This window comes from Allobosea sp. TBD101 (assembly GCF_059817965.1).
Genome location: NZ_CM187543.1, coordinates 186,679 through 211,778 on the forward strand (window position 1 = coordinate 186,679; position 25,100 = coordinate 211,778).

General features: G+C 60.3%; 27 protein-coding genes and 2 pseudogenes. 12 read left to right on the forward strand and 17 right to left on the reverse strand.

Annotation, left to right across the window (positions count from 1 at the left end; translation table 11 throughout):
- Positions 1-300: 300 nt before the first annotated feature.
- The 3 genes from AC6RIC_RS00940 to AC6RIC_RS00950 all read right to left on the reverse strand — a co-directional run bounded on the left by AC6RIC_RS00940 (position 301) and on the right by AC6RIC_RS00950 (position 3,355).
- Positions 301-1,074: a substrate-binding domain-containing protein gene (locus AC6RIC_RS00940; protein ID WP_499734762.1), complete on the reverse strand. Its 774-nt coding sequence runs from the start codon at positions 1,072-1,074 to the stop codon at positions 301-303.
- A 571-nt stretch (positions 1,075-1,645) separates the two neighbouring features.
- On the reverse strand, positions 1,646-2,428 hold the full coding sequence (gene hpaH / locus AC6RIC_RS00945) for a 2-oxo-hept-4-ene-1,7-dioate hydratase (protein ID WP_499734763.1): 783 nt from the start codon (positions 2,426-2,428) through the stop codon (positions 1,646-1,648).
- Between the two features lie 33 nt (positions 2,429-2,461).
- A complete protein-coding gene (locus AC6RIC_RS00950) occupies positions 2,462-3,355 on the reverse strand; it encodes a dioxygenase family protein (RefSeq protein ID WP_499734764.1) in 894 nt (297 codons plus the stop codon).
- A gap of 209 nt (positions 3,356-3,564) precedes the next feature.
- On the opposite strand from AC6RIC_RS00950, the gene AC6RIC_RS00955 reads away from it, so the two are divergent.
- From AC6RIC_RS00955 to AC6RIC_RS00970, 4 genes are all read left to right on the forward strand, one after another.
- Positions 3,565-4,329 (forward strand): GntR family transcriptional regulator, encoded by a 765-nt coding sequence (locus tag AC6RIC_RS00955; protein ID WP_499734765.1) that lies wholly within the window; start codon positions 3,565-3,567, stop codon positions 4,327-4,329.
- Complete coding sequence (locus AC6RIC_RS00960) at positions 4,326-5,165, forward strand: sugar phosphate isomerase/epimerase family protein (RefSeq protein ID WP_499734766.1); 840 nt, start codon at positions 4,326-4,328, stop codon at positions 5,163-5,165. The genes AC6RIC_RS00955 and AC6RIC_RS00960 overlap by 4 nt, the downstream gene beginning before the upstream one ends.
- Before the next feature lie 335 nt (positions 5,166-5,500).
- Positions 5,501-5,806 (forward strand): hypothetical protein, encoded by a 306-nt coding sequence (locus AC6RIC_RS00965; RefSeq protein WP_499734767.1) that lies wholly within the window; start codon positions 5,501-5,503, stop codon positions 5,804-5,806.
- A gap of 66 nt (positions 5,807-5,872) precedes the next feature.
- Positions 5,873-6,133: a hypothetical protein gene (locus AC6RIC_RS00970; protein WP_499734768.1), complete on the forward strand. Its 261-nt coding sequence runs from the start codon at positions 5,873-5,875 to the stop codon at positions 6,131-6,133.
- 93 nt (positions 6,134-6,226) lie between these two features.
- On the opposite strand, the gene AC6RIC_RS00975 is transcribed toward AC6RIC_RS00970, so the two are convergent.
- Complete coding sequence (locus AC6RIC_RS00975; RefSeq protein WP_499734769.1) at positions 6,227-6,442, reverse strand: hypothetical protein; 216 nt, start codon at positions 6,440-6,442, stop codon at positions 6,227-6,229.
- A 101-nt stretch (positions 6,443-6,543) separates the two neighbouring features.
- Here AC6RIC_RS00975 and AC6RIC_RS00980 point away from each other — a divergent pair, with 101 nt between their 5' ends.
- Positions 6,544-6,813 carry a hypothetical protein gene (locus tag AC6RIC_RS00980; RefSeq protein ID WP_454655597.1) on the forward strand — a complete coding sequence of 90 codons (270 nt, stop codon included), beginning with the start codon at positions 6,544-6,546 and terminating at the stop codon, positions 6,811-6,813.
- 101 nt (positions 6,814-6,914) lie between these two features.
- On the opposite strand, the gene AC6RIC_RS00985 is transcribed toward AC6RIC_RS00980, so the two are convergent.
- The 6 genes from AC6RIC_RS00985 to AC6RIC_RS01010 all read right to left on the reverse strand — a co-directional run bounded on the left by AC6RIC_RS00985 (position 6,915) and on the right by AC6RIC_RS01010 (position 10,047).
- Complete coding sequence (locus AC6RIC_RS00985) at positions 6,915-7,748, reverse strand: transglutaminase-like domain-containing protein (RefSeq protein WP_454655596.1); 834 nt, start codon at positions 7,746-7,748, stop codon at positions 6,915-6,917.
- A gap of 64 nt (positions 7,749-7,812) precedes the next feature.
- Entirely contained in the window at positions 7,813-8,157 is a 345-nt protein-coding gene (locus tag AC6RIC_RS00990; RefSeq protein WP_454655595.1) for a hypothetical protein, read from the reverse strand.
- Between the two features lie 41 nt (positions 8,158-8,198).
- Entirely contained in the window at positions 8,199-8,408 is a 210-nt protein-coding gene (locus tag AC6RIC_RS00995; RefSeq protein WP_047576572.1) for a cold-shock protein, read from the reverse strand.
- A gap of 265 nt (positions 8,409-8,673) precedes the next feature.
- A complete protein-coding gene (locus AC6RIC_RS01000) occupies positions 8,674-9,240 on the reverse strand; it encodes a phosphatase PAP2 family protein (protein ID WP_454655594.1) in 567 nt (188 codons plus the stop codon).
- 69 nt (positions 9,241-9,309) lie between these two features.
- Complete coding sequence (locus AC6RIC_RS01005) at positions 9,310-9,603, reverse strand: DUF982 domain-containing protein (RefSeq protein ID WP_173049411.1); 294 nt, start codon at positions 9,601-9,603, stop codon at positions 9,310-9,312.
- Positions 9,604-9,777: 174 nt separating this feature from the next.
- The gene (locus AC6RIC_RS01010; RefSeq protein WP_092156555.1) at positions 9,778-10,047 is read right to left on the reverse strand and encodes an usg protein; all 270 of its coding nucleotides are present in this window, start codon (positions 10,045-10,047) and stop codon (positions 9,778-9,780) included.
- 260 nt (positions 10,048-10,307) lie between these two features.
- On the opposite strand from AC6RIC_RS01010, the gene groES reads away from it, so the two are divergent.
- The 6 genes and pseudogenes from groES to AC6RIC_RS01040 form a co-directional block, all read left to right on the forward strand.
- On the forward strand, positions 10,308-10,622 hold the full coding sequence (gene groES, locus AC6RIC_RS01015) for a co-chaperone GroES (protein ID WP_306224585.1): 315 nt from the start codon (positions 10,308-10,310) through the stop codon (positions 10,620-10,622).
- A gap of 58 nt (positions 10,623-10,680) precedes the next feature.
- Positions 10,681-12,306, forward strand: a complete 1,626-nt coding sequence (gene groL / locus AC6RIC_RS01020) for a chaperonin GroEL (RefSeq protein WP_499734770.1) — start codon at positions 10,681-10,683, stop codon at positions 12,304-12,306.
- A 75-nt stretch (positions 12,307-12,381) separates the two neighbouring features.
- Positions 12,382-12,597 (forward strand): hypothetical protein, encoded by a 216-nt coding sequence (locus AC6RIC_RS01025; protein ID WP_091862297.1) that lies wholly within the window; start codon positions 12,382-12,384, stop codon positions 12,595-12,597.
- Between the two features lie 51 nt (positions 12,598-12,648).
- Positions 12,649-12,915, forward strand: coding sequence for a hypothetical protein (locus AC6RIC_RS01030; RefSeq protein WP_499734771.1), 267 nt, complete (start codon positions 12,649-12,651; stop codon positions 12,913-12,915).
- Between the two features lie 114 nt (positions 12,916-13,029).
- Positions 13,030-14,913, forward strand: coding sequence for a molecular chaperone HtpG (gene htpG, locus AC6RIC_RS01035; protein ID WP_499734772.1), 1,884 nt, complete (start codon positions 13,030-13,032; stop codon positions 14,911-14,913).
- 52 nt (positions 14,914-14,965) lie between these two features.
- Positions 14,966-15,166 (forward strand): annotated as a pseudogene (locus AC6RIC_RS01040) (IS110 family transposase); the annotation flags it as partial.
- A gap of 114 nt (positions 15,167-15,280) precedes the next feature.
- Here AC6RIC_RS01040 and istB read toward each other — a convergent pair.
- Positions 15,281-16,009 (reverse strand): IS21-like element helper ATPase IstB, encoded by a 729-nt coding sequence (istB, locus tag AC6RIC_RS01045; RefSeq protein ID WP_499732768.1) that lies wholly within the window; start codon positions 16,007-16,009, stop codon positions 15,281-15,283.
- On the reverse strand, positions 16,009-17,508 hold the full coding sequence (gene istA / locus AC6RIC_RS01050) for an IS21 family transposase (protein WP_499732769.1): 1,500 nt from the start codon (positions 17,506-17,508) through the stop codon (positions 16,009-16,011). The genes istB and istA overlap by 1 nt, the downstream gene beginning before the upstream one ends.
- 115 nt (positions 17,509-17,623) lie before the next feature.
- Here istA and AC6RIC_RS01055 point away from each other — a divergent pair.
- Positions 17,624-17,749, forward strand: a pseudogene (locus AC6RIC_RS01055) (IS110 family transposase); the annotation flags it as partial.
- A gap of 95 nt (positions 17,750-17,844) precedes the next feature.
- Here the strand turns inward: AC6RIC_RS01055 and AC6RIC_RS01060 are convergent.
- The 5 genes from AC6RIC_RS01060 to AC6RIC_RS01080 form a co-directional block, all read right to left on the reverse strand.
- Positions 17,845-18,876 carry a 2'-deoxycytidine 5'-triphosphate deaminase domain-containing protein gene (locus tag AC6RIC_RS01060; RefSeq protein ID WP_499734773.1) on the reverse strand — a complete coding sequence of 344 codons (1,032 nt, stop codon included), beginning with the start codon at positions 18,874-18,876 and terminating at the stop codon, positions 17,845-17,847.
- A 306-nt stretch (positions 18,877-19,182) separates the two neighbouring features.
- Positions 19,183-19,701 (reverse strand): hypothetical protein, encoded by a 519-nt coding sequence (locus AC6RIC_RS01065; protein WP_499734774.1) that lies wholly within the window; start codon positions 19,699-19,701, stop codon positions 19,183-19,185.
- On the reverse strand, positions 19,694-21,478 hold the full coding sequence (locus AC6RIC_RS01070; RefSeq protein WP_499734775.1) for a hypothetical protein: 1,785 nt from the start codon (positions 21,476-21,478) through the stop codon (positions 19,694-19,696). The genes AC6RIC_RS01065 and AC6RIC_RS01070 overlap by 8 nt, the downstream gene beginning before the upstream one ends.
- 161 nt (positions 21,479-21,639) lie before the next feature.
- Complete coding sequence (locus AC6RIC_RS01075; protein WP_499734776.1) at positions 21,640-23,802, reverse strand: site-specific integrase; 2,163 nt, start codon at positions 23,800-23,802, stop codon at positions 21,640-21,642.
- 5 nt (positions 23,803-23,807) lie between these two features.
- Positions 23,808-25,094, reverse strand: coding sequence for a tyrosine-type recombinase/integrase (locus tag AC6RIC_RS01080; protein WP_499734777.1), 1,287 nt, complete (start codon positions 25,092-25,094; stop codon positions 23,808-23,810).
- Positions 25,095-25,100: the final 6 nt, after the last annotated feature.

Genomic DNA, 25,100 nt, shown 5'->3' on the forward strand with positions numbered 1-25,100 from the left:
AACGTGTCGACGGGTAGAGTTGGTTTGGCACCTACCGCGAGCCTGTGTCATCTCAATGTCGGCGTGCGAGAGCGCGTTCTCCCGGATGTCCGCGGCGATGGGTCTGAAGAAGAAGTAGAACTTTTTTGAGACCGGCATCAGTGGGAGTAATTCGCCGAGGCCCACCCGAATGTCTGCTTGCGGGCCGACACTCAATGTCCGGAAGTGGCGCTTCGCGGCCCAACGGACCCTGACACGCGGGTTGAATCGGGGATGGGTTACATAAGCCTCCGCAGGTCAAGAATTCAAAAGGTAGGCCGATTACCTCTTCGCCGGGATCGGATCGAGGCCCGTCTTGCGTATAGTCTCGGCCGCATCCGCGCCGCCGAGGCAGGCGATCAGTGCCTTCGCGGCTTCGGTCTCCTTGGCGCCAGCCGTGAGCCCGGCTGAGAAGACCGTCACGCGTTGGACCTCCTCGGGCAGGGTGCCGACGAAATCAAGCCCCGCGATCGGGATCAGCTCGCTGACCTGCTGGAATCCGAGCTCCGCCTCACCGCGCGCGACGATGGTGCCGACGCGCTCACTGAAGATTTTCTTGGATTTCGCCATGACCTGTCCGCTCGGGTCGAGCTTTGGGAAGAGCTCCTCGGAAAGATAGGTCCCGCTGGCGCTCGCCGAATAGGCGATCGACTTTGCATCCAGCAGCGTCTTCTTGAGCGCTTCGACCGTGGAGATGTCGGGCTTCGGCGCCCCAGCCTTGACTGAAAGCCCGATTGCCGAGCGCGCGAGATCGGTGCGTGTGCCGGCCATCCCCTTGCCGTCCTTGACCAGCTTGTCGAAGGCATCGCCGGCCAGGATCACCACATCGGCCGGCTCGCCGCGCGCCAGGCGGTTGGGAATCGCGTCCGGTGCCGCGCCCATCGACGCGCCGTAGGCGCTCGTGACCTTCTGGCCGATCTTCACCTCGCAGGCCGGGACCAGCTCCTTGTAGGCCGCGGTGAAGCCGCCCGAGCTGATGACATTGACGTCAGCGAAGGCCGGCTGGGCGCAGAGGAGCACGCTAGCGGCGATGACTGCAGTGCGATGTTGTCTCATGGATTGTCCTCCTTCGTGGGATGCTGCGACCGGGATGTGAGCGACACAAGTGACAGGATTAGAAATCTCCTTTCCATCCGGGCCGTTGTCTCGCGCTGCCGCCGGTCGAACTCGTAATCCGCGAGACGCGGCACGAAGGCTCGTCTCGATGCCTGCTTCCCGAGAAGCCATCGGTGGAGCGCCTAATCTCAGCAAGACAGGCATTTTCAATGACAGCCCATAAGCCCGGATTTAATGTATCCTCGATAGTAAGATCCATATCGGCTTTAGCGTGCCCCAACCCAACACTGCTGCTATCGCGCGACGTGCCCGTTCGGTTTTATTCCCCAATCTGAGAAGACCCCCTTCCCGCTCTCGCTCCACTGTCTCCAGCAGGCGCTTCGTGATCGAGAGGAACCGTACTCAGAAGACCGCATCTCCCTCGCCGTCAGCGGGATTCGCGTCATGACGGCGTGTTCTGCCCGCCACGAAGCTTACCCGCCTTTACTGGCCCCGTGGCGCCAAGCGGCCTCTCTGACCTAAAGCCCGATTTCTTGAATCGGCGCGCGGCTCCACCGATCATTGCGCGTCCCTAGATGAAGGACACGCCGATTGCGCCGAGCGGGCCATAGTCGGCCTGGATCACGTCGCCCTTCTTGATGTCGACCGGGCGAGTGAAGGAGCCGCCAAGCACGATCTGGCCTTTCTTCAGCCCCGCGCCGACATCATGGAGCTTGTTGACCAGCCAGGCGATTCCGGCAGCCGGGTGGCCCATGATCGCGGCCGAAACGCCCGATTCCTCGATGATGCCGTTCTGCGACAGCGTGGCTCCGATCCAGCGGATATCGACATCGAAGGGCCTGATCGAGCGGCCTCCGAGGACGATGGCGCCGAAGGCGGCGTTGTCGGCGATCGTGTCGACGATCGCGCGCGGAAGCTCGGTGCGGTAGTCGATGATCTCCAGGGCCGGAACGACGAATTCGGTCGCCCGCATTACATCGTGGACGCGGCAGGCCGGGCCAGACAGGTCCTCGCCCATGATGAAGGCGAGTTCGACCTCGAGCCTCGGCTTGATGAAGAGATCAGCCTTGATCCGAGCGCTGTCGTTGTAAAGCGCGTCGTCCAGGATGCGCCCGTAGTCCGGCTCGGTCATCTTCGAGGCCATCTGCATGGCTCGCGAGGTCAGGCCGATCTTGTGACCGGCGAGCCGCGCGCCGCTTGCGATCCGCGCTTCGGCCCAGAGATCCTGGACCCGATAGGCGTCTGCGATTTCCATGTCGGGGAAAGTCTTTGAAAGCTGGACGCAAGGCACACGCTCGCGTTCCGCCTTCAGGATGGCCTCGGCAGCCTTGCGGCGATCGTCTTCAGTCAGCACGGCAATACGTCCTTCCAGTCAGCAGGCATGGGGCTACTTGATCGGCGGCCGGGGCAGCACGGCTTCGCCCTGTTCCATCACATAGGTGTAGTCGAGCGAGTACCAGGGAGCCTCGGCATCCGGCAGCGCCGGGTGCGGTTCGTCATGGCGAATGAAGTCGCCGATCAGCGCCTTGGTCACGCCAAACTGCACGTCGGTCTCGATATGCGGATCGTTCGGGTCGTAGACCTGCGAGATCAGTACCTTGAAGCCGGGCTTGAAGATCAGGGCATGCAGATGCGCTGGGCGCATCGGATGGCGATCCTGCGCCTTGAGGAGGCGGCCGACCACGCCGTTGGTTGGGATCGGATAACCCACCATCATCACCGAGCTGAACCAGAAGCGGCCGTCGGCATCGGTCGTGAACTTGCCGCGCAGGTTCATCTCGGCCTGCTCGGGATCCTGATTTTCATAGAGGCCGACCGGCGAGGCATGCCAGACATCGACCTCTGCGCCCTCGATCGGCTTTCCCGTGCCGTCCACCACCCGTGCCTGGACGAAGAGCGGATCGCCGGGCGTATCGGAGCGCACGATGTTGCCGCCGTTCTCGACACGCGGCGAATTGAGCCGCCAGAACGGGCCCAGCAAAGACTGCGACGTCTCGGTGTTCCCGCCGTCGCCATTGTTCAGCAGGCAGACAAGCGAGGAAACGCCGAGCGAGCCGGCCATCAGCACGAACTCGTTGTGCGTGTCGGAGGCGAGAGCCCCGATCTCGTTCAGTATGGCGGTTGCGTCCCGAAATTCCGCTTCGGTAAGGCGCACGTCACGGACAAAGCCGTGCAGATGATTCACCAGTGAGATCATGATCTCCCGCATCCGCGGTTCCAGCGTCCGCGCCATGACCTTTAGAGCCGCCGACGTGACGTCCTCCTGCCGCGCTATGAGCATGATCGCGCCTCTTCTAGAACTGATAAAACGGGCTCCTTGTGAAAAATAATCGATAATATGTCAATCGCGCCTCGGGCTAAAGCCGCTCCATGGCGCCATAAACCGCATTAATGGCCGAATCGATTCGCGGCATGGCGGGCCAATAAGAGTAGATGAGCGTTAGATAATCGTTTATTATCTCGCGCGCAGGGATAGGAGAAGGCTGGAGCATGGGTATCGTCGATGCGCCGAAAAAGGCAGGGCCTTCCGAGCTCAAGCCCGACGGCGACCCGGTCTCCCAGGGCTCCTGGCAGGCAGCGCTCTTCGACGACGGCAAGAGCACCATCGCCAGTCAGCTGGTGGAGCGGTTGCGCGAGGCGATCATCTCGGGGCAGCTTGAGGCCGGCGCCAAGATCAATCTCCTCCGAGCCCGCGAAATCTTTTCGGTCTCGCTCAGCCCGCTGCGCGAGGCCTTGGCGCGGCTGGTACCCGATGGCCTGGTAACCTTCGAGGACAATCGCGGCTATCGCGTTGCGCCGGTATCCGTGTCCGACCTTCGCGAGATCACAAGATTACGCGAGGAGTTCGAGACCCTCGCCTTGCGCCAGGCGATCGCCACTGCGCCGACGGAATGGGAGGGCGATGTGATGCGGACCCTGCATCGTCTCAACACCGCCGAGCGCAATCCAGCCGATACGGCAACGCTGGAGCGCTGGGAGGCGCTGCACCGCGATTTCCATCTCACCTTGCTCGCCGGCTGCGGGATGCCGCTGCTGCTCGGCTTTTGCCGGACGCTTCTCAATCTCAACGATCGCTATCGGCGCAGCTTTCTCGTGCGTACCTCCGGCGATCGCAATGTCGGCATGGAACACAGCGAGATCGCACAAGGGGCGGCCGCGCGCGATGCCGATTTCGCCTGTGCCCGTCTGCGCGAGCACATCCACCGGACCGGCAGAAATCTCGCGAGCCACCTCGCTGACAGGATCGCCCCATGACGGAGAGCAATCCACCGCTGGGCATCGCGCATTTCTCTTGCATCGATGTGCCGCCGATCGAATTCGTGCGGCTTGCCGGGGAGATCGGCTACACCGCGGTCGGGCTGCGGCTTCACCCGGCGTTCCCGGGCGCGCCGTTCTACACTCTGCGTCCCGGCAGTGCGGAGATGCATTCGGTCAAGGAGGCTCTGCGGCAGGCGGGGACCGCCGTCTTTGACATCGAGTTCGTCGTCATCGACGAAGCCTTTTCGGCCTCAGAGCTTCTGCCTGTCCTGGAAAGCGCTGGCGAACTAGGCGCTCGCCGGCTCAGCGTCTGCGGGGACGATCCGGACAAGGGGCGCTTCATCGACAACCTGACCGTGCTCGCTGCCTTGGCGGGCGAGTTCGGCATGGGTGTTGATCTGGAAATCATGCCATGGCGCCGGATCGGCACACTGGCGACCGCCGTCGAGGCAGCCGATGCGACTGGGAGGGCGAATGTCGGCGTCTTGATCGATGCGTTGCATCTGTCACGGTCCGGAGCCATCCCGGCGGACTTAAAGAGCGTGTCGAAGGGGCTGATCCAGAGCGTTCAACTCTGTGATGCGGTTGCCGAGCGCCCCGCAGATGACGCCGCGCTCGTCGCCGAGGCACGCGGCGGGCGGCTCCTGCCCGGTGAGGGCGCTCTACCTTTGCGAGAGCTCCTGACCATGGCGCCCTCAAACGCGAGGCTGTCGGTCGAGGTGCCAAATGCAGGCTTGTCCGCAGAGCGCCATGCAAAGGCGCTTTTCGACGCTACCATCGCGCTTTTTGGGCGATCGCAGTGTGAAAGCACGCCGTCTGAAAGCGCGCGTTGAAACGATCGGTGCTGCGGTGATGATTAGGAAGTGGCCTTGAGTATCGGCGAAGCTTTGCGCTCTCACGTATTCGATCTCTGCCATGGTTTATGAGGCAGCCTGCGGCCTTCCGGATGAGCCATGCATTGCTTCAGCAGGAGCCCGAATGGTTTGCCCGACATCGGTGGAGAGTGATCGAGCCGCTCGCCAGCGAGCGCATAGCTACGCCCCATGGTGCGAATGATCAGGTACTGCTTGCTATCGGCTCGAATAAGGCGCCTAATGTGAGTAGCGCTGCCTTTGCGCGCTCTCCTCCCGCCCGAGCATTTCGGCCGGCAATCATAATCGAGAACATCATGCAACCCGGCCACGGCAGGTTGATCCTGCGCGACGGTACGGACCTATCGGTCGGCTATTGCCTCCTGCAGTCGCAGGGTGCCGGAGGCTGCCGCGGCATTCTTATCGGCAATATCCGCTCGCTCGATCAAATCGCTTTGCTCAAGCCGATCCAGATTGCCCTAGATAACGAGCCTGCGTTCGCGGCCCTTGTCATAAGTCATTCCGAGCGTCACGTCAGGTTCGCGACCAATCTCGGACAGCTCAACTCGCGAGCCCAAGCCCGTATCCGCCTCGATTCTCGTCCCGTCGCTGTGAGCCGATAGTCCCAACCCCTCTTAACCGCAGATGGTGATTTGCTGAGGCTTTGCCTCCAAGCAGTGGAGACATCCATGCTCAACGGAATTGGCTCAATCACGCTCCGAAGCGGCCGGGCGCTGCCTGTCAGATATCAGTTTGGCGTTCATCAGGCGCACCACTGGGTCGGATATCTGATTGTCGAAACGGCCCATACCGACCCCAGCGAGTTTTCCTACAAGGTTCTTCTCCACTGCCAGGAGGGCATGGCGGTCGAACTCGCGGTGACCAATTGGACAGACCTATACATGACCGTTGTCGGGCGCCCGTCGCCTACTCTCGACAGGGCGGCTTGACCTACATTTCCTCCTTAAAGCGCTTGCTGCGCCATCCTCAATGAGACTGGAGCAGTAATGCAGATAGGCAATAAAGAAACGAAGCGGTCTTCGCTAAGCCGAAGCTTCCATCAAGGTGGCGTCACGGTTCAGGTTGAGATTTATAAGTTGGCTTGGTCCGACGGATGGACCCTTGAGCTTGTCCATGGCGATGGCGGCTGGACGATCTGGCTCGCTGAATTCGAGACTGATGAAGCGGCCTTGGCCGAATTTGCTGCGGAAATCAGCAGAACCGGCTTGCCAAACCTCCTTGCCGGAACGCCGCTCCATTTTCCGACCATCCACTAAATGGCAGACGTCGCGGATTGGCGTGTCTGACGATCTTCATGCTCGCTCTCGGCTCCAGAGGGCATCAAACCGAGGAGCGAGATATGTCGCATCATTTCAAGGTCGGAGACCGAGTGAGCCTAGCATTCGGCTTTTACGACCAGAGCGCCGTTGGCACCTATGCCGTGACCCGGCTCCTCCCCACCCGTTTGAACGGCGAGCCCCAATACGGCGTGAAGGGGAGCGATGACCGCGAACGCGTCATAGGCGAAGGACAGATCGTCCTGCACGGGAGAGCCAGTTCGTTTGGTCGCCGAAACAGTGTCCATAATCCGATCACCGATGCCTTGAGCCGTATAACCACCAAGAAGTGACATATGCCAAGGTATGGCGGAGGCTCTCAATCGCACCTATGACTTTAGGTGAGTTGCGCGATGATACGAGCGCCGCCCTTCGCCACATCGGGTTCATTTCACTAGAGGACCTTCGGCGATACCTCTTCGGTAATCACCTCAAAGCGGTTCAGCGTATGCGGACCGAAGGTATGGACCATCGGGGTGTCGGCCGCGTCGCGCCCCCGCGCAACCAGAATGCGACCGATGCGTGGCACGTTGTGGCGTGCGTCGAAGGTCCACCATCTCCCGCCGAGATAAGCCTCGAACCAGGCGTTGTAATCCATGGGCGCCGGGTCGGGAGGAACGCCGATGTCGCCGAGGAAGCCGTTGCAGTAGCGTGCCGGAATGTTCATCGCCCGACACAACGCGATGGCCAGGTGAGTGAAGTCGCGGCAGACGCCGACCCGCTCGTTCATGGCCTGGGCGGCAGTCCGCGTGCTGCGCGCGCCCTGATAATCGAAACGGATCTGCGCGTTCACGAAATTGCAGATCTGCTGAACCCTGTTCCAGCCAGGCGCGAAACTCCCGAAGAGGTTCCAGGCCGTCGCCGACAATTCGTCGACCTCGCAGTATCGGCTCGGCAGCATATACCCGATCACGCCGGTGGGCAGATCGGGCGGCCATATTTCCACCGCCGCCTGATCGAACTGATCGGGCATGCCGGAGTCGCGCACGACCATGTCGTTGGTGAGGATGACCCCGCCTGCGGGAATGACGAGCCTGCGACAGAGATTGCCGAAGCCGTCCGTGTACTCCTCCATGGGCACATCGCTTCCGTCGACGACGGAGGCGGCCCGCGCGTTGGGTCCAGTCACGAAATCCGGCTGTCGGCTCGGATGCGGGTCGAGCAGCAAGATGCCCGGAGTAGCCTGGATCGTACCGATCTCGATCCGGTAGCCGACGCGAATGTCCATGGATGTCCTCTCACCTGAACGGGTGAGACCGCAACACAAGGCCACAGGGCCGAGTTCCGGGCGACTATGCGGAGATTTTAGACACCTTCGCGCGCTTGGCTTTGAGCGGCGGCAACGCGAGAGCCATGGCCTGGTCTTGTGCCTCCTTCGCAAGCCGAAGGCCCCGCAGACGGGCTGTGTTCTCGGCGCGCTGTTGGATGATGCTGTCCATCTCCGATGTCATCCGACCTCTCGCCAGCGACTTGGTCTGAAGCTTGAGGAATTGATTGTCCGCCGTCATGCGCTGCTTGGATTGTTGAATCATGCCGCTTCTCCTTGCGTTCTCGTCGAGCACTGGATGTTCAGCGCGAGTAGGCTGAAAGCAAAAAAGGCCGAGCATCAGCCCGGCCTTTCCGATGGCTATGGTCAAGGCGCCAGTACATCCGTGGTCGCCGTTGACACATCGCCTGATTACGCGGCCTGGAGCTGCTCCGCCGCCATCTTCCCGGACTTGTTGTCGCGAGCGACCTCAAACCCGATCTTCTGGCCTTCGCGGAGATCCCGCATGCCAGCCCGCTCGACGGCGGAGACATGAACGAACACGTCCTGACCGCCATCGTCGGGCTGGATGAAGCCGAAGCCCTTAGTGGAGTTGAACCATTTCACGGTGCCGGTGGTCATGAATAACCCTCCTTCTGGCAAACTCTGTCGCTCCCCGACAGGATGTCGGGCGAGTTCAGAACGATTTTGAAAGGGGGGATCATCGAACCCGCGCTCGGAGCGCGGTAAAACAAAAACCAACCAAGCAATCTCGATGCGCTTATATCTAGATGATAACTTTCAAAGACGCAAGAAAATTCTTTTCCAGCAATCTCAAGACAGGAATTATTTGTAATTTCTCTTTCTCTTTGGCCACTCCCTGCAGGGGCTGGCTCGGGCCGAAGGCTCATTGCAGAGGACGAATGCGCCGCCTCGATCTTTCGACGACGACCCCGGCGGCAAACCCAGCCGCGACTCCTGAAGGCCAATGAGCCAAGGCAGGGACACGCGACAGCGCCAACGCGCCAAAGGCACTCCACAGCCATGGCGGCGACCCGGTCCCGGAACCGGCCAGAAACGATGCCAAGGCGCCGGCATGCATCGCGTGCCCGGAGGGAAACGCATCGCTCGCCCTACCGATCAATTGATGCCTTACAGGGGTCCGAATGACGCGATCGGGACGCTGCTGATCGACAAACCTTTTGATGGCGTGGTGGAGAATCGTCGTCGTGGCGAAAACGGCGAGATAGCGCAGAGAGGTTTGTCGCTTCCCCGGGGGCGAGACCAGCCACCAGATCGCTCCCGCGCTCAATAACGTTCGCGCATCACAGGCCCATCCGAGGGCCTTGGCAGCTCGACCGCTCCCGCTCGGAGCGTTCTGTGCGAGCGCCCGCACGAATCTCTTCTCGCATTTGCTGACGTCCAGGCGGATGCGAGGCAATCGAAACAACGGCACTCTCTCGCTCCGAAACATTCATATCCTTTGAATGGCGCCTTCGCCTCAAAGACGCCCGGCGCCGCTGGTGCGGCGCCGGGCTTTAGGTCAGGCGTGGCCGCGCGAGCCTTCCTTGCGGCTGCTGGCGAACGCGGCCACGTCGGGCGCAAGGAGATCATGCTTTTCCGCCCAGGACGCGAACAGGCCGCGCGCCGTGTCTGGTTCGATCTCGCCGCGGATCGCCGCCAGGCAGGCTTTCAGCGCAAAGCCGTGGACCGGATCGCGCCTGCTCTCCGGCCAGTCGGCCAAGAACATGTAGGCCTCCATTGCGGACGCGATCGCCGCCGGATGCCCGAGCCCGGTCAGGATCACGACCGGCCTCTCGAAGTCGTCTGATGTCATCATGCAGTCCTCCCTTGGCGGGGAGCGATTGCCAACGTTGCCATAGCCATATCCTCCAGGAAGTAACATGGATCCGGTTTGGTTGATCACCGCGTCGAGCGCGCTGTCGCTGTCGGCGGCTGCTATGATTTTGGGATGTGTTCTCTTCGGATCAAGCCCTGCGAAGCATCAACGTCACTGGAGCCGGAACTCGCCGCTGACCGCGCTGAGGTCGGCCGGCCCGATCAGGTCCTTGTGAGCGACGGTGATGCGGAACAGCTTGCCGTCAAGCTTGGCCTGCCAGAAGGCGAGGAATTTGTTGAGTTCGGGAAAGCGCGGAGCGAGGTCGTAATCCTGCCAGATATATTCCTGCAGGATCGAAGGGTGGTCGGGCAATCGGTAGAGGATGCCGGCGGTGGTCAATCCGTAGCCGGCGATCTGGCGGGCAAAGTCTGTCGAAGCCATTCCTTTCAGCTCCCTGGTTTTCACTGCGCCGATGGCAGCGGATTCTCAACGCTCTGGCAAGATGAAAGGTTGCGTTTGTGCTGCCTTTTCAGCTTGTTAGCACTCGATCAAAAAAGTGCTGCCGACCTCTTGAAGGCAAAAATGGGGCAACCCAAATCATCGCGCGGGCACGGCGCCTCAAGGCGCGCGGAACTCGCCGCGAGAACCGAACAGGGCCGACCCGCTTTGACATGTGACCGACATGGAAATTGGAGGAACTCATGAAGTTTCGGCCACTGCATGACCGCGTCGTCGTGAAGCGCATCGACGCCGAGGAGAAGACCAAGGGCGGGATCATCATTCCCGACACCGCCAAGGAAAAGCCGCAGGAGGGCGAGGTCGTCGCCGTTGGCGCCGGCGCGCGCGACGAAACCGGCAAGCTCGTGCCGCCAGACGTCAAGGTCGGCGACCGCGTGCTCTTCGGAAAATGGAGCGGCACTGAGGTCAAGATCGACGGCCAGGATCTCCTGATCATGAAGGAGACCGACATCATGGGCGTCGTCGAGACGACTGCCGCCCTCAAGAAGGCCGCCTGACGGGGCCTTCATCCCACATCATCAACCTGAAACCTCAAGTCTGAAGGAGTGAGGAATCATGGCTGCGAAGGACGTGAAGTTTTCGCAGGACGCGCGCGAGCGGATGCTGCGCGGCGTCGACACGCTTGCCAATGCCGTGAAGGTCACGCTGGGTCCGAAGGGCCGCAACGTCGTGATCGAGAAGTCGTTCGGTGCGCCCCGCATCACCAAGGACGGCGTCACCGTCGCCAAGGAGATCGAACTTTCCGACAAGTTCGAGAATATGGGCGCCCAGATGGTCCGCGAGGTGGCCTCGAAGCAGAACGATGCGGCCGGTGACGGCACCACGACCGCGACGGTGCTCGCCCAGGCCATCGTCCGCGAGGGCGCCAAGGCCGTCGCCGCCGGCATCAATCCGATGGACCTCAAGCGCGGCATCGATCTCGCCGTCGAGGCCGTGACGAAGTCGCTCGGCGAGCATTCGAAGACCATCACCGGCTCGGAGGAGGTCGCGCAGGTCGGCACCATCTCGGCCAATGGCGACCGCACGATCGGCGAGATGATCGCCGAGGCGATGAAGAAGGTCGGCAACGAGGGCGTCATCACCGTCGAGGAAGCCAAGACCGCCGAGACCGAGCTCGACGTCGTCGAGGGCATGCAGTTCGACCGCGGCTACCTCTCGCCCTATTTCGTGACCAACACCGAGAAGATGCTCGCGGAGCTCGAAGACCCCTACATCCTGATCCACGAGAAGAAGCTCTCGGGCCTCCAGGCGATGCTGCCGCTGCTGGAAGCGGTCGTCCAGACTGGAAAACCGCTGCTGATCGTGGCGGAGGATGTCGAGGGCGAGGCTCTCGCCACGCTCGTCGTCAACAAGCTCCGGGGCGGCCTTAAGATCGCGGCCGTCAAGGCTCCGGGCTTCGGCGATCGTCGCAAGGCCATGCTCGAGGATATTGCCATCCTGACCGGCGGCACCGCGATCAGCGAGGATCTCGGCATCAAGCTGGAGACCGTAACGCTCGACATGCTCGGCCGCGCCAAGAAGGTCCGGATCGAGAAGGAAAACACGACCATTGTCGACGGTGCCGGCAAGAAGGCCGAGATTGACGCCCGTGTCGCCCAGATCAAGGCGCAGATCGAGGAAACCTCCTCGGACTACGACCGTGAGAAGCTCCAGGAACGCCTGGCCAAGCTCGCCGGCGGCGTCGCGGTCATCCGCGTCGGCGGCGCGACCGAAGTCGAGGTCAAGGAGAAGAAGGACCGCGTCGACGATGCCCTGAACGCCACCCGCGCAGCGGTTGAGGAAGGCATCCTGCCGGGCGGTGGCGTCGCCTTGCTGCGCGCGGTCAAGGCGCTCGAAGGGCTCGTGCCCGGCAATGACGATCAGCGTACTGGCATCGAGATCGTCCGCAAGGCGATCACGGCCCCGGCCCGCCAGATCGTCGAGAATGCCGGCGGCGACGGCGCGGTCGTGGTCGGCAAGCTGCTGGAGTCGCAGGACTACGCCTGGGGCTACAACGCCCAGACAGGCGAGTACGGCGATCTGGTCAAGGCCGGCATTATCGACCCGACCAAGGTCGTGCGCACGGCAATCCAGGACGCGGCGTCGGTCGCGGGCCTGCTGATTACCACCGAGGCAATGATCGCCGAGGCGCCGAAGAAGGACCCGGCACCGGCCATGCCCGCCGGCGGCATGGACTATTGAGCATCGGGGGCGCCGCGGTTTCCGCGGCGCCCCTCTCAGGATTCCAACCGCACACGCAATGCCTAGGGGAACGCTATGCCCTTTTCATCACTGACCGATCCCATCGATCTGGCCCGTGCCGAAGCTGCTCTTGAAAAGGCATGGGCGGAACTCAAGCCGTCGCTTTCGGCGGGCTCTGACGAGCTGGAGCGAAACAACCTCGCCTATATCGTGGCTTCGCTGGTTCCGCTGGCGCTCGACGAGGACGATCTCGCACTGCGTGCGATCGACCGGTTTCGCGAGAAGGCCTAGGCGAAAGGCTCCGTGAAAGCCCCTGCATTCTCTCAATCGCATCAGACCGACATGACCGACGCCACACAGGAACCTAAGGACATCTCACCGTCCGACCGCTTCAAGGCCCTCATCACCAACGCCGAGAGCGCAACGTATGGCCTCAAGGATAATCTCCTGGCCGTCATGACGCGGGATGGATCGGCAACGTGGCAGACTGTCGCCGCTCACATCGAGGCTCAGTTGCCCGGCGCCGGCGAGTTCGCGACCGCGCGCCTGAACGCCATACTTGCTCTGGTCAGGACGTTATCCAACCGACAAGCGTCCGGGAGCGGGTGAGCGCCGCTCTCTATACTCCCCGGCCGTCAGCAAACAGGCTGGCTCGCCGCGGTCCCGCGCGATATCGCTCTCTGCCAGCGTCTCCCCCGCTGCCAATCTATTCGAGAAATCCGAATGACGACGACCGCCACGCCCGAGCATCGCAGCTTCGAAGCCGACGTCTCCCGCCTGCTCCACATGATGGTGCATTCGGTCTATTCCGACCGGGACGTTTTCCTGCGCGAGCTGATATCGAACGCAGCTGATGCCTGCGAGAAGCTGCGCTACGACGCGATCGGCACCCCCGCGCTTCTGGGGGACGACCCGAAGCTCGCGATCACCATCTCGGCCGATCCGGAGGCCGGCAGGCTGACCATTGCCGACAACGGCATCGGTATGAGCCATGACGAGATGATCGAAGCTCTCGGCACGATCGCCCGCTCCGGCACGCGCAGCTTCATGGAGCGGGTAGCAACCGCCGATGGCAAGGACGGCGCGCAACTCATCGGCCAGTTCGGCGTCGGCTTCTATTCCGCCTTCATGGTGGCCGAGAAGGTCGAGGTTGTCAGCCGCCGTGCTGGCAGCGCCGAAGCCTGGACCTGGTCTTCCGACGGCAAGGGCGAATTCACCGTGGCGCCTGCGGCGCTGGACGCGGCTCCGTCCCGCGGGACGCGTGTGACGCTTTACCTGATGGAGGGGGCCAAGTCCTATGCCGAGCGCTGGACCCTGGAGCGCATCGTCAAGGAACAGTCCGGCCATGTGCCCGTCCCGATCTCGCTGATCACGGAGCCGGGCGCCGATGCGGTCGCCCTCTCCGACGGAGCCGCGCTCTGGACCAGGCCGAAAAGCGAGATCACGAAGGACGAATACGCCGATTTCTACCGCAGCGTTGCGGGACAATACGACGAGCCGGCGGCCACGATCCATTTTCGCGCCGAAGGCCTGCACGAATATACCGCACTCGCCTTCGTCCCGGGCGCGCGTCCGTTCGATCTCTTCGACGCCGACCGCAAGGGGCGGATCAAGCTTTATGTGAAGCGCGTCTTCATTACGGACGAAGCCGAGCTCCTTCCGCGCTACCTGCGCTTCGTGCGCGGCATCGTCGACACCGCCGACCTGCCGCTCAACGTCTCTCGCGAGATGATCCAGGACAGTCCGCTGCTCGGCGCGATCAAGAAGGGCGTCACCAGCCGTGTCCTCGCCGATCTCGCGAAACTGGCCGAACAGGAACCGGATACATTCCGTCTGATCTGGGACAATTTCGGCGTCGTCATCAAGGAAGGACTATACGAGGATTTCGCGCGCCGGGAGCAACTGCTCGGCCTCGCTCGCTTCCGGACGACAGTTTCCGGCGAAGGGTGGCGCAGCCTCAAGGACTATGTCGGCGCGCTCAAGGACAACCAGACCGCGATCTACTACATCGCCGGCGACGATGCCTCCCGGATCGCCAACTCCCCGCAGCTCGAAGGTTTTCGGGCGCGGGGCATCGAGGTGCTGTTGCTTTCGGATCCGATCGACAGCTTCTGGGCCTCGGCAGCCCCGGATTTCGAAGGCAAGCCGTTCAAGTCGGTGACGCAAGGGGCGGCCGATCTCGGTCTCATCCCGCTGCTTGATGGCGCGGCGCCTCCGTCGGTGGAAGCGAGCGAGAAGGTCGGCGCTCTACTTGTATCGATGAAGGAGATTCTGGCCGAAGAGGTTGCGGATGTCCGATCCTCCGATCGGCTGACCGAGAGCGCGGTCTGCCTTGTCGCGTCGGATAAGGGGCCGGATCGCCAGTTCGAACGCCTGCTCAGCGCCGCTGGTCGAGTGGAGAGTGCTGCCAAGCCCATCCTCGAGGTCAACCCTCGGCATGCGATGGTTTCGGCCCTTTCGTCTGTCGATGATGATGCGTTGCGTAGCGACGTCGCCCATCTGCTCCTGGATACCGCGCGCGTCCTGGACGGCGATCGCCCGATAGACGCAAGCGCATTTGCCGAAAGGCTGAACCGGCTCATGACGCGAAGCTTCGGCGAAGATTGAGCGGCGAAGCGAACGAACGCGTGGCCGTGCGGTCAGGCAATTCCGTTAGGCGCTTCACGGGGTCGACCGGAACGGTCTCGTCGTGGCCCGTCGGCAGGTTCGGCGAACGCAGCTTCTTTCCTTCTTCGCCAAGCTTCCGGCCTGCCTGGCCGGGATCGAGGCCTGCGCCACGGCGCATCACTGGGCACGCGAGTTGACCAAGCTCGGCCATCAGGTCCGGCTGATTGTCAAACGGCCCGCAAAGTTGCCCCCCGATCGGCGTCCAATGTTGACCCCTTGAGTATGCTTCGCGGCGAGGAGGCGGCGCGGCGGAGCTGGTCTGGATTGCGCAGCCGCGCCGACTCCGGATCGGTGGTGTGCGGGGAACTCAGAGCCTGTTCTTGAAGCGCCAGCTCTCGTTGCCGGTCTCGACGATGTCGCAGTGATGGGTGAGCCGGTCGAGGAGCGCGGTGGTCATCTTGGCGTCGCCGAAGACGGACGGCCATTCGCCGAAGGCGAGGTTCGTGGTGACGATGACGGAGCTCTGCTCGTAGAGCTTGCTGACCAGGTGGAAGAGCAGTTGTCCGCCGGACTGGGCAAAGGGCAGATAGCCGAGTTCGTCGAGGACGATGAAGTCCATGCGTGCGAGATAATCGGCCATGCGGCCCTGGCGGCCGGTGCGGGCTTCGGCCTCGAGCTTGTTGACGAGATCGACGACGTTGAAGAAGCGGCCTCGAGCACCGGCACGGATGCATGCCCGGGCGATCGCGATGGCGAGATGGGTCTTGCCGGTCCCAGTCCCGCCGACGAGGACAACATTGCGCTGGTGCGCCAGGAAGTTGCCGCCGGCGAGATCATGAACGAGGGTCTCGTTGATCGGGGTTCCGTCGAAGGCGAAGTCGGCGACATCCTTGGCGAGCGGTAGCTTGGCGATGGTGATCTGATACTTGATCGAACGAGCCTGCTTCTCGGCGATTTCGGCGGCGAGGAGGTCGCCGACGACGCGCTGCGGCTCGTGCTGGCGCTTCACCGCCGAGGCGATGATCTCGTCGTAGGCGGCCTTCATGCCATAGAGCTTGAGCTCGCCCATGGTGGCAAGAATCTCCGAGCGTTCCATCACACGGCTCTCCTGAGGCTGTCGTAGCGGGCACAATCGGCGGCAGGCTCATGGTGCAGGCGCAAGGCATCGGGCGTCATGATCGTGATCGCTGCCGCCGGCTCGCGGCGCCGGGCCAGGATGTTGATGATCACGTCGGCGGAGTGGACGCCTTGCCGCAGAGCATCCGCGCAGGCGGCTTCGACGGCGGACAATCCGTCGCTCAGCACCGCGGTGAGGATCTCAACCATCTGCCGGTCGCCGTCTTGAACGGCCGCGAGCTTGCGCCGGACCCGGTCGATCGCACCGGGCAAGACCCAGTCCTTGAAGGGCGCTCCGTTCCGCAGGGCGCCCGGCTTGCGAGCCAGTACCGGGACATAGTGCCAGGGATCGTAGATGGTCTGGTCGCGGCCATAGCAGCGGGGATGCTCGCCGACGATACGCCCGTCCTGGCGCAGCTCGATCCGATCGGCATAGGCGCGGATCTCGACGGGGCGCCCGACCGCACTCGCGATGACCGAGTACTTGTTGTTGTCGAAGCGCACGAGACAGGTCTTCGACACCGAGGCTGGCAGTGAGTGGAAGCCGTCGAACCGCCCCGCGTAAGGCACCAGGCTCGGGCGCTCGGCTTCGAACATCTCCCAGATTGTGCGGTCACGTTGCTCCGGATGGCGGTGGGCCTTGGCGTAGCGAAGCACCTGATCCAGCAGCCAGGCGTTCAACTCGTCGTAGTTCTTGACCCGCAGGCGCGGGGCGAAGAAGCGCTCGCGCACGAGCCCGACCTGGTTCTCGACCTGCCCCTTCTCCCAGCCCGAGGCTGGCGTGCAGGCGACAGGGTCGACCAGATAGTGGCTGCACATCTGCTGGAAGCGGCGGTTATAGGCCCGCTCCTTGCCGACGAAGATCGTCTCCACAGCGGTCTTCATGTTGTCGTAGATGCCGCGCGTGCAGGCGCCCTTGAAGAAGGCGAAGGCGCGGTCATGGGCGTCGAAGACCATCTCCTGGCTCTCGCGCGGATAGGCCCGTACGAACAGCATGCGCGAGTGACAAAGCCGGACATGCGCCACCTTCACCTGGGTCGTGGCGCCATTGATGACGACGATCTCGTGGCTCCAGTCGAACTGGTAGGCCTCGCCGGGCGCGAAGCTCAAAGGCACATAGGCGTCGGCTGTGACGGCGGATTGCTCGCGGCGCCAGCCTCGCGCATAGCGACGAACGGCATCGTATCCGCCCTCGTAGCCGAGATCCCGCAGCTCTTCGAAAAGACGGATCAGCGTCAGGCGCTCGCGGGCCGGCTTGCCGTCGTTCGCCATCAGAAGCCGATCCAGCTCAGGGCGCCAGGGCCCTATCTTCGGCTGCGGCTGAACCTTCCGCTCATACTCGAACGACGTCGCGCCAGAGCGCAGCACCTTGCGCACCGTGTTCCGAGAGACGTGCAGCTCGCGGGCGATCTCCTTGATCGTCTTCCCGCGGATCGAAAACTCGCGCCGGATCCGCGCAATCGTATCCACGCCCTTCATCCCCCGCCCGCCCATCCGAAACCAGGACGGACAGTCTCACCGAAACCGGCTCAAGGGGGTCAAAGTTGGACGCCGATCCCCCGCCTCATGGGGTCAAACTTGCACGCCGAAACACAGGCTGATGCCGCCAAGCTATGTGAAGCCCTACGTCAAGCGGCAAAAGAACGACGCGGCCGATGCCGAGGCGATCTGTGAAGCGGTGACCCGCCCGACTATGCGCTTCGTCGAGGTGAAGAGAGCTCAGTCCACTGCTCATTTTGGTGCTGGTTGCACGGTCAAGCAGCTTGACCGTTTGATCACGAAACGCTTGGCGCTGAGGGCTACGGCTCTACAGGCTCAGAAAAATTGCTTCGACAGCTTCAAGCCTTGGCCTTGGTAGTTGGATTCTATCTGCTGCCCATACAGCTTATCCGGAGTTTCGATCATGTCTTCAAAAATCAAAGTTCCAACACGCTGCCCGTGGTCAAGCATGAACGGAACATCATGACTCCTAATTTCAAGAACGACCTTACTATTATTACTTTCAGTAATCTTCGATTTCCCGAAGAACGGGTCCAGAAAACCGGCGTAATGTACACGCACTTCGCCAACCGCAGTATCATAAGCTATCATTTCTGCAGCTTCATCTTCGTCGATCTCGATATCTTCCAACGAGGCCATGATATAGAATTCGTCCGGCACGAGGACGAGTTCCCGCCGACCAGGGCGGCATTGGATAGGCTCCCAGAAATCGTTCCTGTCATACTTTCCGATCTGCTGAAGATCGATCAGGCCAGTGGTTTTGCGCGCCCGATACGCGACGATGCCGCCGGCAGCCGCTCCTTCCAGATCGATCGAAACAGGAAACGTCCGGCTGGGACGCTTCGGGTCAGAAGCGGCTTCCCGGAACCGGAGTTGGTTGAGTGAATCGCCGGCCCGCGCAATCACCGGAAATGAGCGCGGCACGACCTCGGCGAAGAGCGGGCCAGAATAGCCAGCGGGGATCTCGTCGAAAGCGGTTCCGCAATCTGCGATGAGGCGAACGAAGATATCGAGCCTGCCGGAAGAGCTTTTGGGGTTTGCGCGGGCGCTGGTGCCCTCATCGAGGCGCAAACGTTCCTGAAGCGGAATGATATGGACACAGTTCCGCTCAAGAACCTGAGGCTTAGTCAGGTCCACCTCATGCGTTGCGAGATCGCTCAAACGCTGGGCGACTGAATTTCCTTTACCTGGCAGAAAGCTCGTGGGAACGCGATAGGCTCGGTCCCCCAAGCGAAGATCTAGGCTCGCTGGTTGGATCGCGGCTTCATTGATCGGCGTACTAGCGCAGATGACGCCCGCCTCAATAGCCCGCCGGATCCACTGCGACGGCCAAATTCCAAAATTCATCGTTTCTCACACCGAAAGGGCCTGGCTGATAGTCTACATGCAATGGCGCACTCAAGCCGCCATTGACCTCGTCATCCACAGTGACTTTCCGCTAGCATACCCGCGCTCCTGCCGGAGGCGCCTTGATGCGAAAGGACCCAGCAAATGAACGGTGGTGGGAGAATGCGTTTCGCCTGCTCGCATGCTCCCGACCCACGGCATTGAGGCTTCTGTGGCTTTCTGGACATATTGGGAGGACGACCGCTCAGGCGAGCTGAGGCGAGTGGCGCTCTGCTTGTCTTAAACCCGCAGTCGGACAACGGCCTTTTAGGGCCGGAGTGGCACCACTTTCCCGCTTTCCACATTTGCTCGCAATCTAGCATTCTCCCCTTCGAGATAAGCTATTCGCGCCTGCAATCTAGTGTTTTCCTGGCTTAGGCGCGCCTTCGCCTTGTTCTCGCTGATGTTCTCATTTGCCCTGATAACCTCCTGCATACACCGCCGCGCGGCGTCGATCGCGAGATTCCGTTCGGCCCTCAGCATTGCGTTGGCGTCTCGCAGCTCGCGGATGATTGAATCTCTATCTGAGCGTTGACTTTGAGGAGCTAAGCAAGACTCAATTTTCGCCCAGACACGTGCCATCGTGCTTCTGTTTTTATATAGATAAGTACGCGCGAACCCGGCTTCTAGAGACACATTCGCAACATTTAGTGTAATAACACTTGACTTTCCGGCTTTCCTTTTGAGGGATTTTTCTAGAGGCTTTCCTGCCAATATCCGACCAATTGCTTCAATAAATCGAAGCTCCTGCGGTGTATATGCCGAATCGACATGATCTTCATTCATCTGCTGTGACGCCCATCCAAGATAGCACCGTGTCGCAACGGTCGAGAGAGCGCTTCAGACACGTCTTGATGCTCGGCGGGGTTTCCGGGCCACAAGCGGCCAATCGCTTTTGAAAGAGCGAGCGTCGCTCTTGCCAAAATCCGACATGTTCATCGCCAACGCCGAAGTTCGCACATTTGTGGCAGACGGCCGGTTTCTTATTAGCGAAAGCCGGCGCAAGGCGAAGAAACGCGGGAGTGGGATCATCCGCGAGAAGGTGGCATCGAGCGCTCTCGCTACGGAAAACGCACCAGCCAATCTCACTGCCGTACAGCTCGATTCGTCTTTCCCGAACCTCCTGCTCAATATCCTGCGGTACGCTGGCTACTGGTCGATTGCCCAAACGTTGGGAAAGGCCACGGGAGAACTCTTGGATCTCCTGGGCAACCGGCCCCTCGATGCGCCGCTGGCCCGTTATGGCGCCGAGGATGATGGAGCCCGCCTCCTCGACCCGTGCATCGGCTACAATATCGCGCATGGTCTTATCCGGCTTGCCGTACCCGATTTCCGTCATGGCGATCGAAAGGTGTTGCAAATGATGCGAGATCGCAGGCAGGAGGTCGGCCGACACGCGGATCAAGTAGCGGGCGAAGGTTTTGCGCCACATGTGAGTGGAGATGGCGTCACTTTCTTTTGCACAGCCCGCTTCGATCAGCCAACGCTGCTGGTGCCTCCTGACGACGTCGCCGGTCGCTCCTGAAACAAACCGACGACTGCTGGGAAACCCCCAGTTGATCGTAAACTGGATGAGTAGCGCGTCCTTGCCGGCCAACTGGCGCCAGCCGCTATCCAGACGCTCCAAAACGTCGATCGCCCGCACGGGAGGCGGTAGGTAGTTGGCCCCGGTGGGCCGCATGCCAAGCACCCAGGTCGCCGGCTCCGAAGAGGGCGTGTGCTTGAACAGCTCGGCGTTCAGGCTGAAAATTTCATACTCATCGTCGAAGGTCCGCTCGATGCTAATGCATGCGGGAAGCCCCGTCGATTTGTTGCGCCCTCGTGACTTGATGCCGCAGAGCTCAGACACCCGTAAGGCAGAGGTGGCTTGAATAAGAAGTTGGCAAGCAGCTCGGACGCGCAGTACAGCGTCTTTGGTGGCTCTGACCGAAGTGGTCGTAAGCGGCGTCTCTGGAAAGTACGCCCAACGGAAGGACTCGCACTCTCGCTCATGGTCGCCGCTCGGCTGTGACGATAGAATCTGATTCAATTCTATCAGTGGCTCGAGCCAGGGTTCATCCAATAGGGCCATCGCGGTGTTGACAGTTGCCACGAAGATCGAATCTGACACCTCCCGCGTTGGGCTTGTTTCCTTTTTGCAGAGATCACGCGCAATATCGAGCGCGCTCCGCCCGCTCAGTGGATCTTCCGAAGGATGAGTGATGCCTGCTGCAGCTAGTTCGTTCCGTACAAAATAGGGAAGTGAAAATACGGATAAGTAACTCGAGAAGGTGTCAACCGTGGCACCATCTTCACTCGGCGCTTCATCGAACTCTAAATCCTCATCCTCAGCGAGCTTTATGCGCACCAGTTCAACAAATTCGCTGAACGCCGATCGATCAAGACTGGCAAGATCAAGGCGATGAGACGAAATCATCCACGGCGCAAGAAGCCTCAGGGAGGTCCCAAATCTCCCGCAGAATGAACCCTTACGGGGATGCCCATCTGGTGGTGCGGTTAACATAGCCCAGAGCACCTGCTTCCAGGCATGTAGAACCTCAGCATAGTCGAGGTCGGTCAACATCTTGCCGTCAGCGAGTGGGATGGCCCAATTCATGCTGAAGAGAGATCGCTTAGCTCCAGGCGTCGTAACTGGAAAACGCCAGACCTCATCCTCCCAGACGCCCCCCTCCTCAAATCGAGTGCCAGAGATGGGCGCTCGGGCCGTTTGAACCTTCGCCACGGTCACACCTCATCAAGGAAGGGAAGGGGAGCAATGACCACATCGCGAACGTCGGCGGCCGCTTCAGCTCTCACATCATCGGAAAACATTGGGAGCCACTTCTCTTCGATCGCCGCAAGTCGGGGCTTCCAGATCTCGATCCAGCTGCGTGGAGGCATCCGGGGGTCACGATGGGCTTCGCGGATTTGGTTGCGAAGCCTCAGGACTTGGGCAAAGCTAAAGGCACAACGTCGGTCGACCGAGCCAAGCGGGCAGGTCGGACAAGCTCCATAGGCCGCGCACATTCCCTCACCCTGATCTAGCCACCCAGGCGGGAAGAATGGATCGGCGCAAACGAAGCCCGGTGTGGCCGCACTCTGAGTCGCTTCCGGCTGGTCTCGCACATCCCGTGCTCCGCCGGATCGCACAAACCGAGATCGCTTCTCCATCTGGTCAGCAAGGCGCTCCGCTTCGACGCGCCGCGCATCCCGCCGCACGTAGCTATCGGTGGTCCCAATGTGGAGGTGATTCAGTAGCAGCTGAGTTGTTTTGACATCGCCCCCAAACAGGCGGTTGACGATAACAGCACCAGTCACTCGAATCTGCTGCAACGTAAACTTCTTGAGGTCGAACTCTTTGCAGAATCCGTCTCTATAGTATGAAATCATCGCAGCTCCCACGTCCGGATATGCCTGCACCATTGCCTTTGACCTTTGGGCTTGACGCACGAGACCAACGAAAAGATAGTCCCGCTTATCTGGTGGCAGCCGCCCTCGAAGAGGTCGGGTGATTTTCTCTATGTTTTGAATCACCGCCTTTGGCGCGCAGGGGTGATCATCACTGCTCGGAAAGGTCGCGACCTGATCAGTGGTACTACGCCCTTTAAAACCAACGACAGCGAAGCGACCGAGAAGGTCTGATCTGACTTCGGAGCGCCGAATGCCGGCGACGGTCTCGGGATTGAACAATGTCCAGAATGCGAGCGTCACAAGGAACGGGAACAACTCCGCCAAGGTGACACCCTCGTACCCCGCCTGATCCGCCGACGATAGCGTCGCGCTCATCGACCTCATGGAAGCACTGAGGATCGCTCCAATTTCCGAAGCAGTTAGCGGCTGCGTCGCAGCTGGCTGCCGCGCTGCGTGGCCTGGCCATGGATTGACTGGAAACGCTGGCGCAGTCTTTGAATGAGCGTTGCAGGCGTGAACAATAACTGCGGTAGCAGCTCTCCAATTCTTGGTCCTAGCTGCGACATCCCCCTTGTCGATGAATGAAAGAAACGCTAGCATTTGGGCGGCGGAAAAATCTGAAAATGATCGCGGACGCTCCGTTACCGGAAGTTGCTTCAAAAACGACAGTAGATATCGACATCTGGTTCGCCATGTATTCAGAGATTTTTGAGTATTATTTCGCTTCAGAGCGATCGTGACGCTCATTATCTCCTTCGCGAAGCCCCGATTGAACAGCCACCAATCCGTGAAATCTTGCCTATGAGCAGGCGCGGAGCCTCGCGCTGGGAAGAAAACCATCCGGCCACCACCGGCCTCGATGATGCTGGGATTCAGATCCAACCTGCTGACGGCGCCCTCAGAAACGCCATCGACCTTCGTTACGGAGAGCTCCGCCAAGCGCGCTCGGGGATGTTGTGAACGGGCGGTCGATGGCTTCCGGCCGGCACCCTCCGTCTGGTTTGAAGATGTAGGCGCCCTCAGGTGCTCCTTGGCGGGTGGAGCCCACTCCTCTGGCTTTCGCGCCCACGGCGCAGTTTCCATTTTCGGTGCAGTTTTACCCGCTGCGGCAAAGGCATGATCGATGACGCTCCGTGCTGTGCTCCAGTCAGTGACTCTCGTTGACAGCACCGGCTCGAGGAATTTTCTGAAATCGCGAACATCGTCATCTGTTATATCGGTTAGAGTTTTGATGCCTCGCGTCGAGACAAACCTATACAGCTTGTTCAAGTTGCCGCGCTTTACATCTCTTGTGAGGTAGCTATTTTTGGCAAAACAAGCAACAAACGCCGAGGCTACTTGGAACGCCAGCGGTCCGCCAAGCTCGTTCCAATTCTTAAATTGGAACATCTGATCAGGGTCAAAAACCTTTGCTGGGAAAAATGGATGGTAATGTCCTGATGGACCACGAATTACGCGCGGCTTGTCTGCTTTCGATTTTTTGGAGTCATTCGCCATATTCATTAGAATCCAGCTAGTGTCTTCAGGTATGCACCCATGACGTCTCGAGCATCACCCTCGAGGTGTTTGACGGCTCGGAGATAGATGGAGGCGGTCACTTCATGGCTTTTATGGCCAAGCTGCCCCTGTATTTTTATCCATCGGTCGATTTCTGGCAGTCGACGGTACGCGTGCCACGCTTGAATCGCGTAAGTATGCCGTAGGTGATGAATGCGGTGTTTGTTGACCTGTCGCTCTCCAATGGGTTCTCTTGTCTCCAAATCGTAGATCGGGACGGTCCTAACCATGCCGATCCTAATCTGAACGGCAGCGAAATGCTCTTCAGCTCGTTTTGCGCTGTAAGTCCTACCAGCGAAACGCGGAGCGCAGTCGCTTTCATTTACAAAAACGCTTTCGTTATCTTTAAACGATGAGCGATGGGCTTGACCAATTTCGACGGCTCTCGCTCGCGGGCCATCGCTATCAACGTATCTCTTGAGAAGCATGATCAAATCTCGGTCAACAATAATGTCCCTAGGTTTCGACCCTTTGGTTTTGATAAGCCTAATTACAGCGGGCTTACCTTCTTGAACGCTTTTGTACGCAGCGTAAATTTGCCCTGTATTCAGCCCGAGTGTCTCCGATATCCTAGAACCCGTTGTGAGACAGAATGCCGAAATAAGCCAGTCCCTCGAATAGTTAAGCCCTCGCTCATTTGGGTTACCAGCGAGTTCTGACATCAATTTATTCAAATCATCTTTGATGATATACTCTACGAGCGAGCTATTGTTCTTTACGCTTAGCTCAGAATCTGACTTTGCGCTGTATGCGGGGAATGATCCGTACGTCGGTCTTCCTACGATCGCTTTCGCAGCTCTCGGTTCTATAAGCTTATGGTATTCGCAAAACTCTCGAGCGACCTGGAGGCGATACTTAACCGTACCCGCCGCAAGAGGTCGCCTTGTTCTTGGCGATATGTAAGCCGAAAGCCTCTCCTTATATTCAACTAAAGTATCAAGACAGATATCTCGATAATCTAAATCTATAGCATCAAGGTATAGAAACAACTCATAGCAAGCGTCCGCTTTATTTTTAATCGTCGTTTCGCTATTCGAGCGTTTCGACGCTGAGTATGTAAGGTATTCAAGAATCTCCCTGACAGGCGCCATCGTTGACCGATCAACGACGTAGCTAAATTTGAAGCGATAGCGATCCTTGATAGTTAGCGCGGGCCCTAACTCCGAAGCAAAATTCGCATCCACGTCGACGTCGTCATGCTTCCTAGAGCTGGCGACCAGGAGTTGGAGCATCGTTTC

Coding starts and splice junctions, on each gene's coding strand:
- groL (WP_499734770.1), top strand. CDS start 10,681: ATGGCTGCGAAGGACGTGAAGTTTTCGCAGGACGCGCGCGAGCGGATG.
- AC6RIC_RS00940 (WP_499734762.1), bottom strand. CDS start 1,074: ATGAGACAACATCGCACTGCAGTCATCGCCGCTAGCGTGCTCCTCTGC.
- AC6RIC_RS01010 (WP_092156555.1), bottom strand. CDS start 10,047: ATGGCTTCGACAGACTTTGCCCGCCAGATCGCCGGCTACGGATTGACC.
- AC6RIC_RS00980 (WP_454655597.1), top strand. CDS start 6,544: ATGTCGCATCATTTCAAGGTCGGAGACCGAGTGAGCCTAGCATTCGGC.
- groES (WP_306224585.1), top strand. CDS start 10,308: ATGAAGTTTCGGCCACTGCATGACCGCGTCGTCGTGAAGCGCATCGAC.
- AC6RIC_RS01075 (WP_499734776.1), bottom strand. CDS start 23,802: ATGGCGAATGACTCCAAAAAATCGAAAGCAGACAAGCCGCGCGTAATT.
- istA (WP_499732769.1), bottom strand. CDS start 17,508: ATGAAGGGCGTGGATACGATTGCGCGGATCCGGCGCGAGTTTTCGATC.
- AC6RIC_RS00985 (WP_454655596.1), bottom strand. CDS start 7,748: ATGGACATTCGCGTCGGCTACCGGATCGAGATCGGTACGATCCAGGCT.
- AC6RIC_RS01000 (WP_454655594.1), bottom strand. CDS start 9,240: ATGTTTCGGAGCGAGAGAGTGCCGTTGTTTCGATTGCCTCGCATCCGC.
- AC6RIC_RS00975 (WP_499734769.1), bottom strand. CDS start 6,442: ATGGAGCGGCGTTCCGGCAAGGAGGTTTGGCAAGCCGGTTCTGCTGAT.
- AC6RIC_RS01030 (WP_499734771.1), top strand. CDS start 12,649: ATGACCGACGCCACACAGGAACCTAAGGACATCTCACCGTCCGACCGC.
- AC6RIC_RS00950 (WP_499734764.1), bottom strand. CDS start 3,355: ATGCTCATAGCGCGGCAGGAGGACGTCACGTCGGCGGCTCTAAAGGTC.
- AC6RIC_RS01065 (WP_499734774.1), bottom strand. CDS start 19,701: ATGAATGAAGATCATGTCGATTCGGCATATACACCGCAGGAGCTTCGA.
- AC6RIC_RS00955 (WP_499734765.1), top strand. CDS start 3,565: ATGGGTATCGTCGATGCGCCGAAAAAGGCAGGGCCTTCCGAGCTCAAG.
- AC6RIC_RS01025 (WP_091862297.1), top strand. CDS start 12,382: ATGCCCTTTTCATCACTGACCGATCCCATCGATCTGGCCCGTGCCGAA.
- istB (WP_499732768.1), bottom strand. CDS start 16,009: ATGGAACGCTCGGAGATTCTTGCCACCATGGGCGAGCTCAAGCTCTAT.
- AC6RIC_RS00960 (WP_499734766.1), top strand. CDS start 4,326: ATGACGGAGAGCAATCCACCGCTGGGCATCGCGCATTTCTCTTGCATC.
- AC6RIC_RS01080 (WP_499734777.1), bottom strand. CDS start 25,094: ATGCTCCAACTCCTGGTCGCCAGCTCTAGGAAGCATGACGACGTCGAC.
- AC6RIC_RS00995 (WP_047576572.1), bottom strand. CDS start 8,408: ATGACCACCGGCACCGTGAAATGGTTCAACTCCACTAAGGGCTTCGGC.
- AC6RIC_RS00965 (WP_499734767.1), top strand. CDS start 5,501: ATGCAACCCGGCCACGGCAGGTTGATCCTGCGCGACGGTACGGACCTA.
- AC6RIC_RS00970 (WP_499734768.1), top strand. CDS start 5,873: ATGCTCAACGGAATTGGCTCAATCACGCTCCGAAGCGGCCGGGCGCTG.
- htpG (WP_499734772.1), top strand. CDS start 13,030: ATGACGACGACCGCCACGCCCGAGCATCGCAGCTTCGAAGCCGACGTC.
- AC6RIC_RS01005 (WP_173049411.1), bottom strand. CDS start 9,603: ATGACATCAGACGACTTCGAGAGGCCGGTCGTGATCCTGACCGGGCTC.
- AC6RIC_RS01070 (WP_499734775.1), bottom strand. CDS start 21,478: ATGTTGACCGACCTCGACTATGCTGAGGTTCTACATGCCTGGAAGCAG.
- AC6RIC_RS01060 (WP_499734773.1), bottom strand. CDS start 18,876: ATGAATTTTGGAATTTGGCCGTCGCAGTGGATCCGGCGGGCTATTGAG.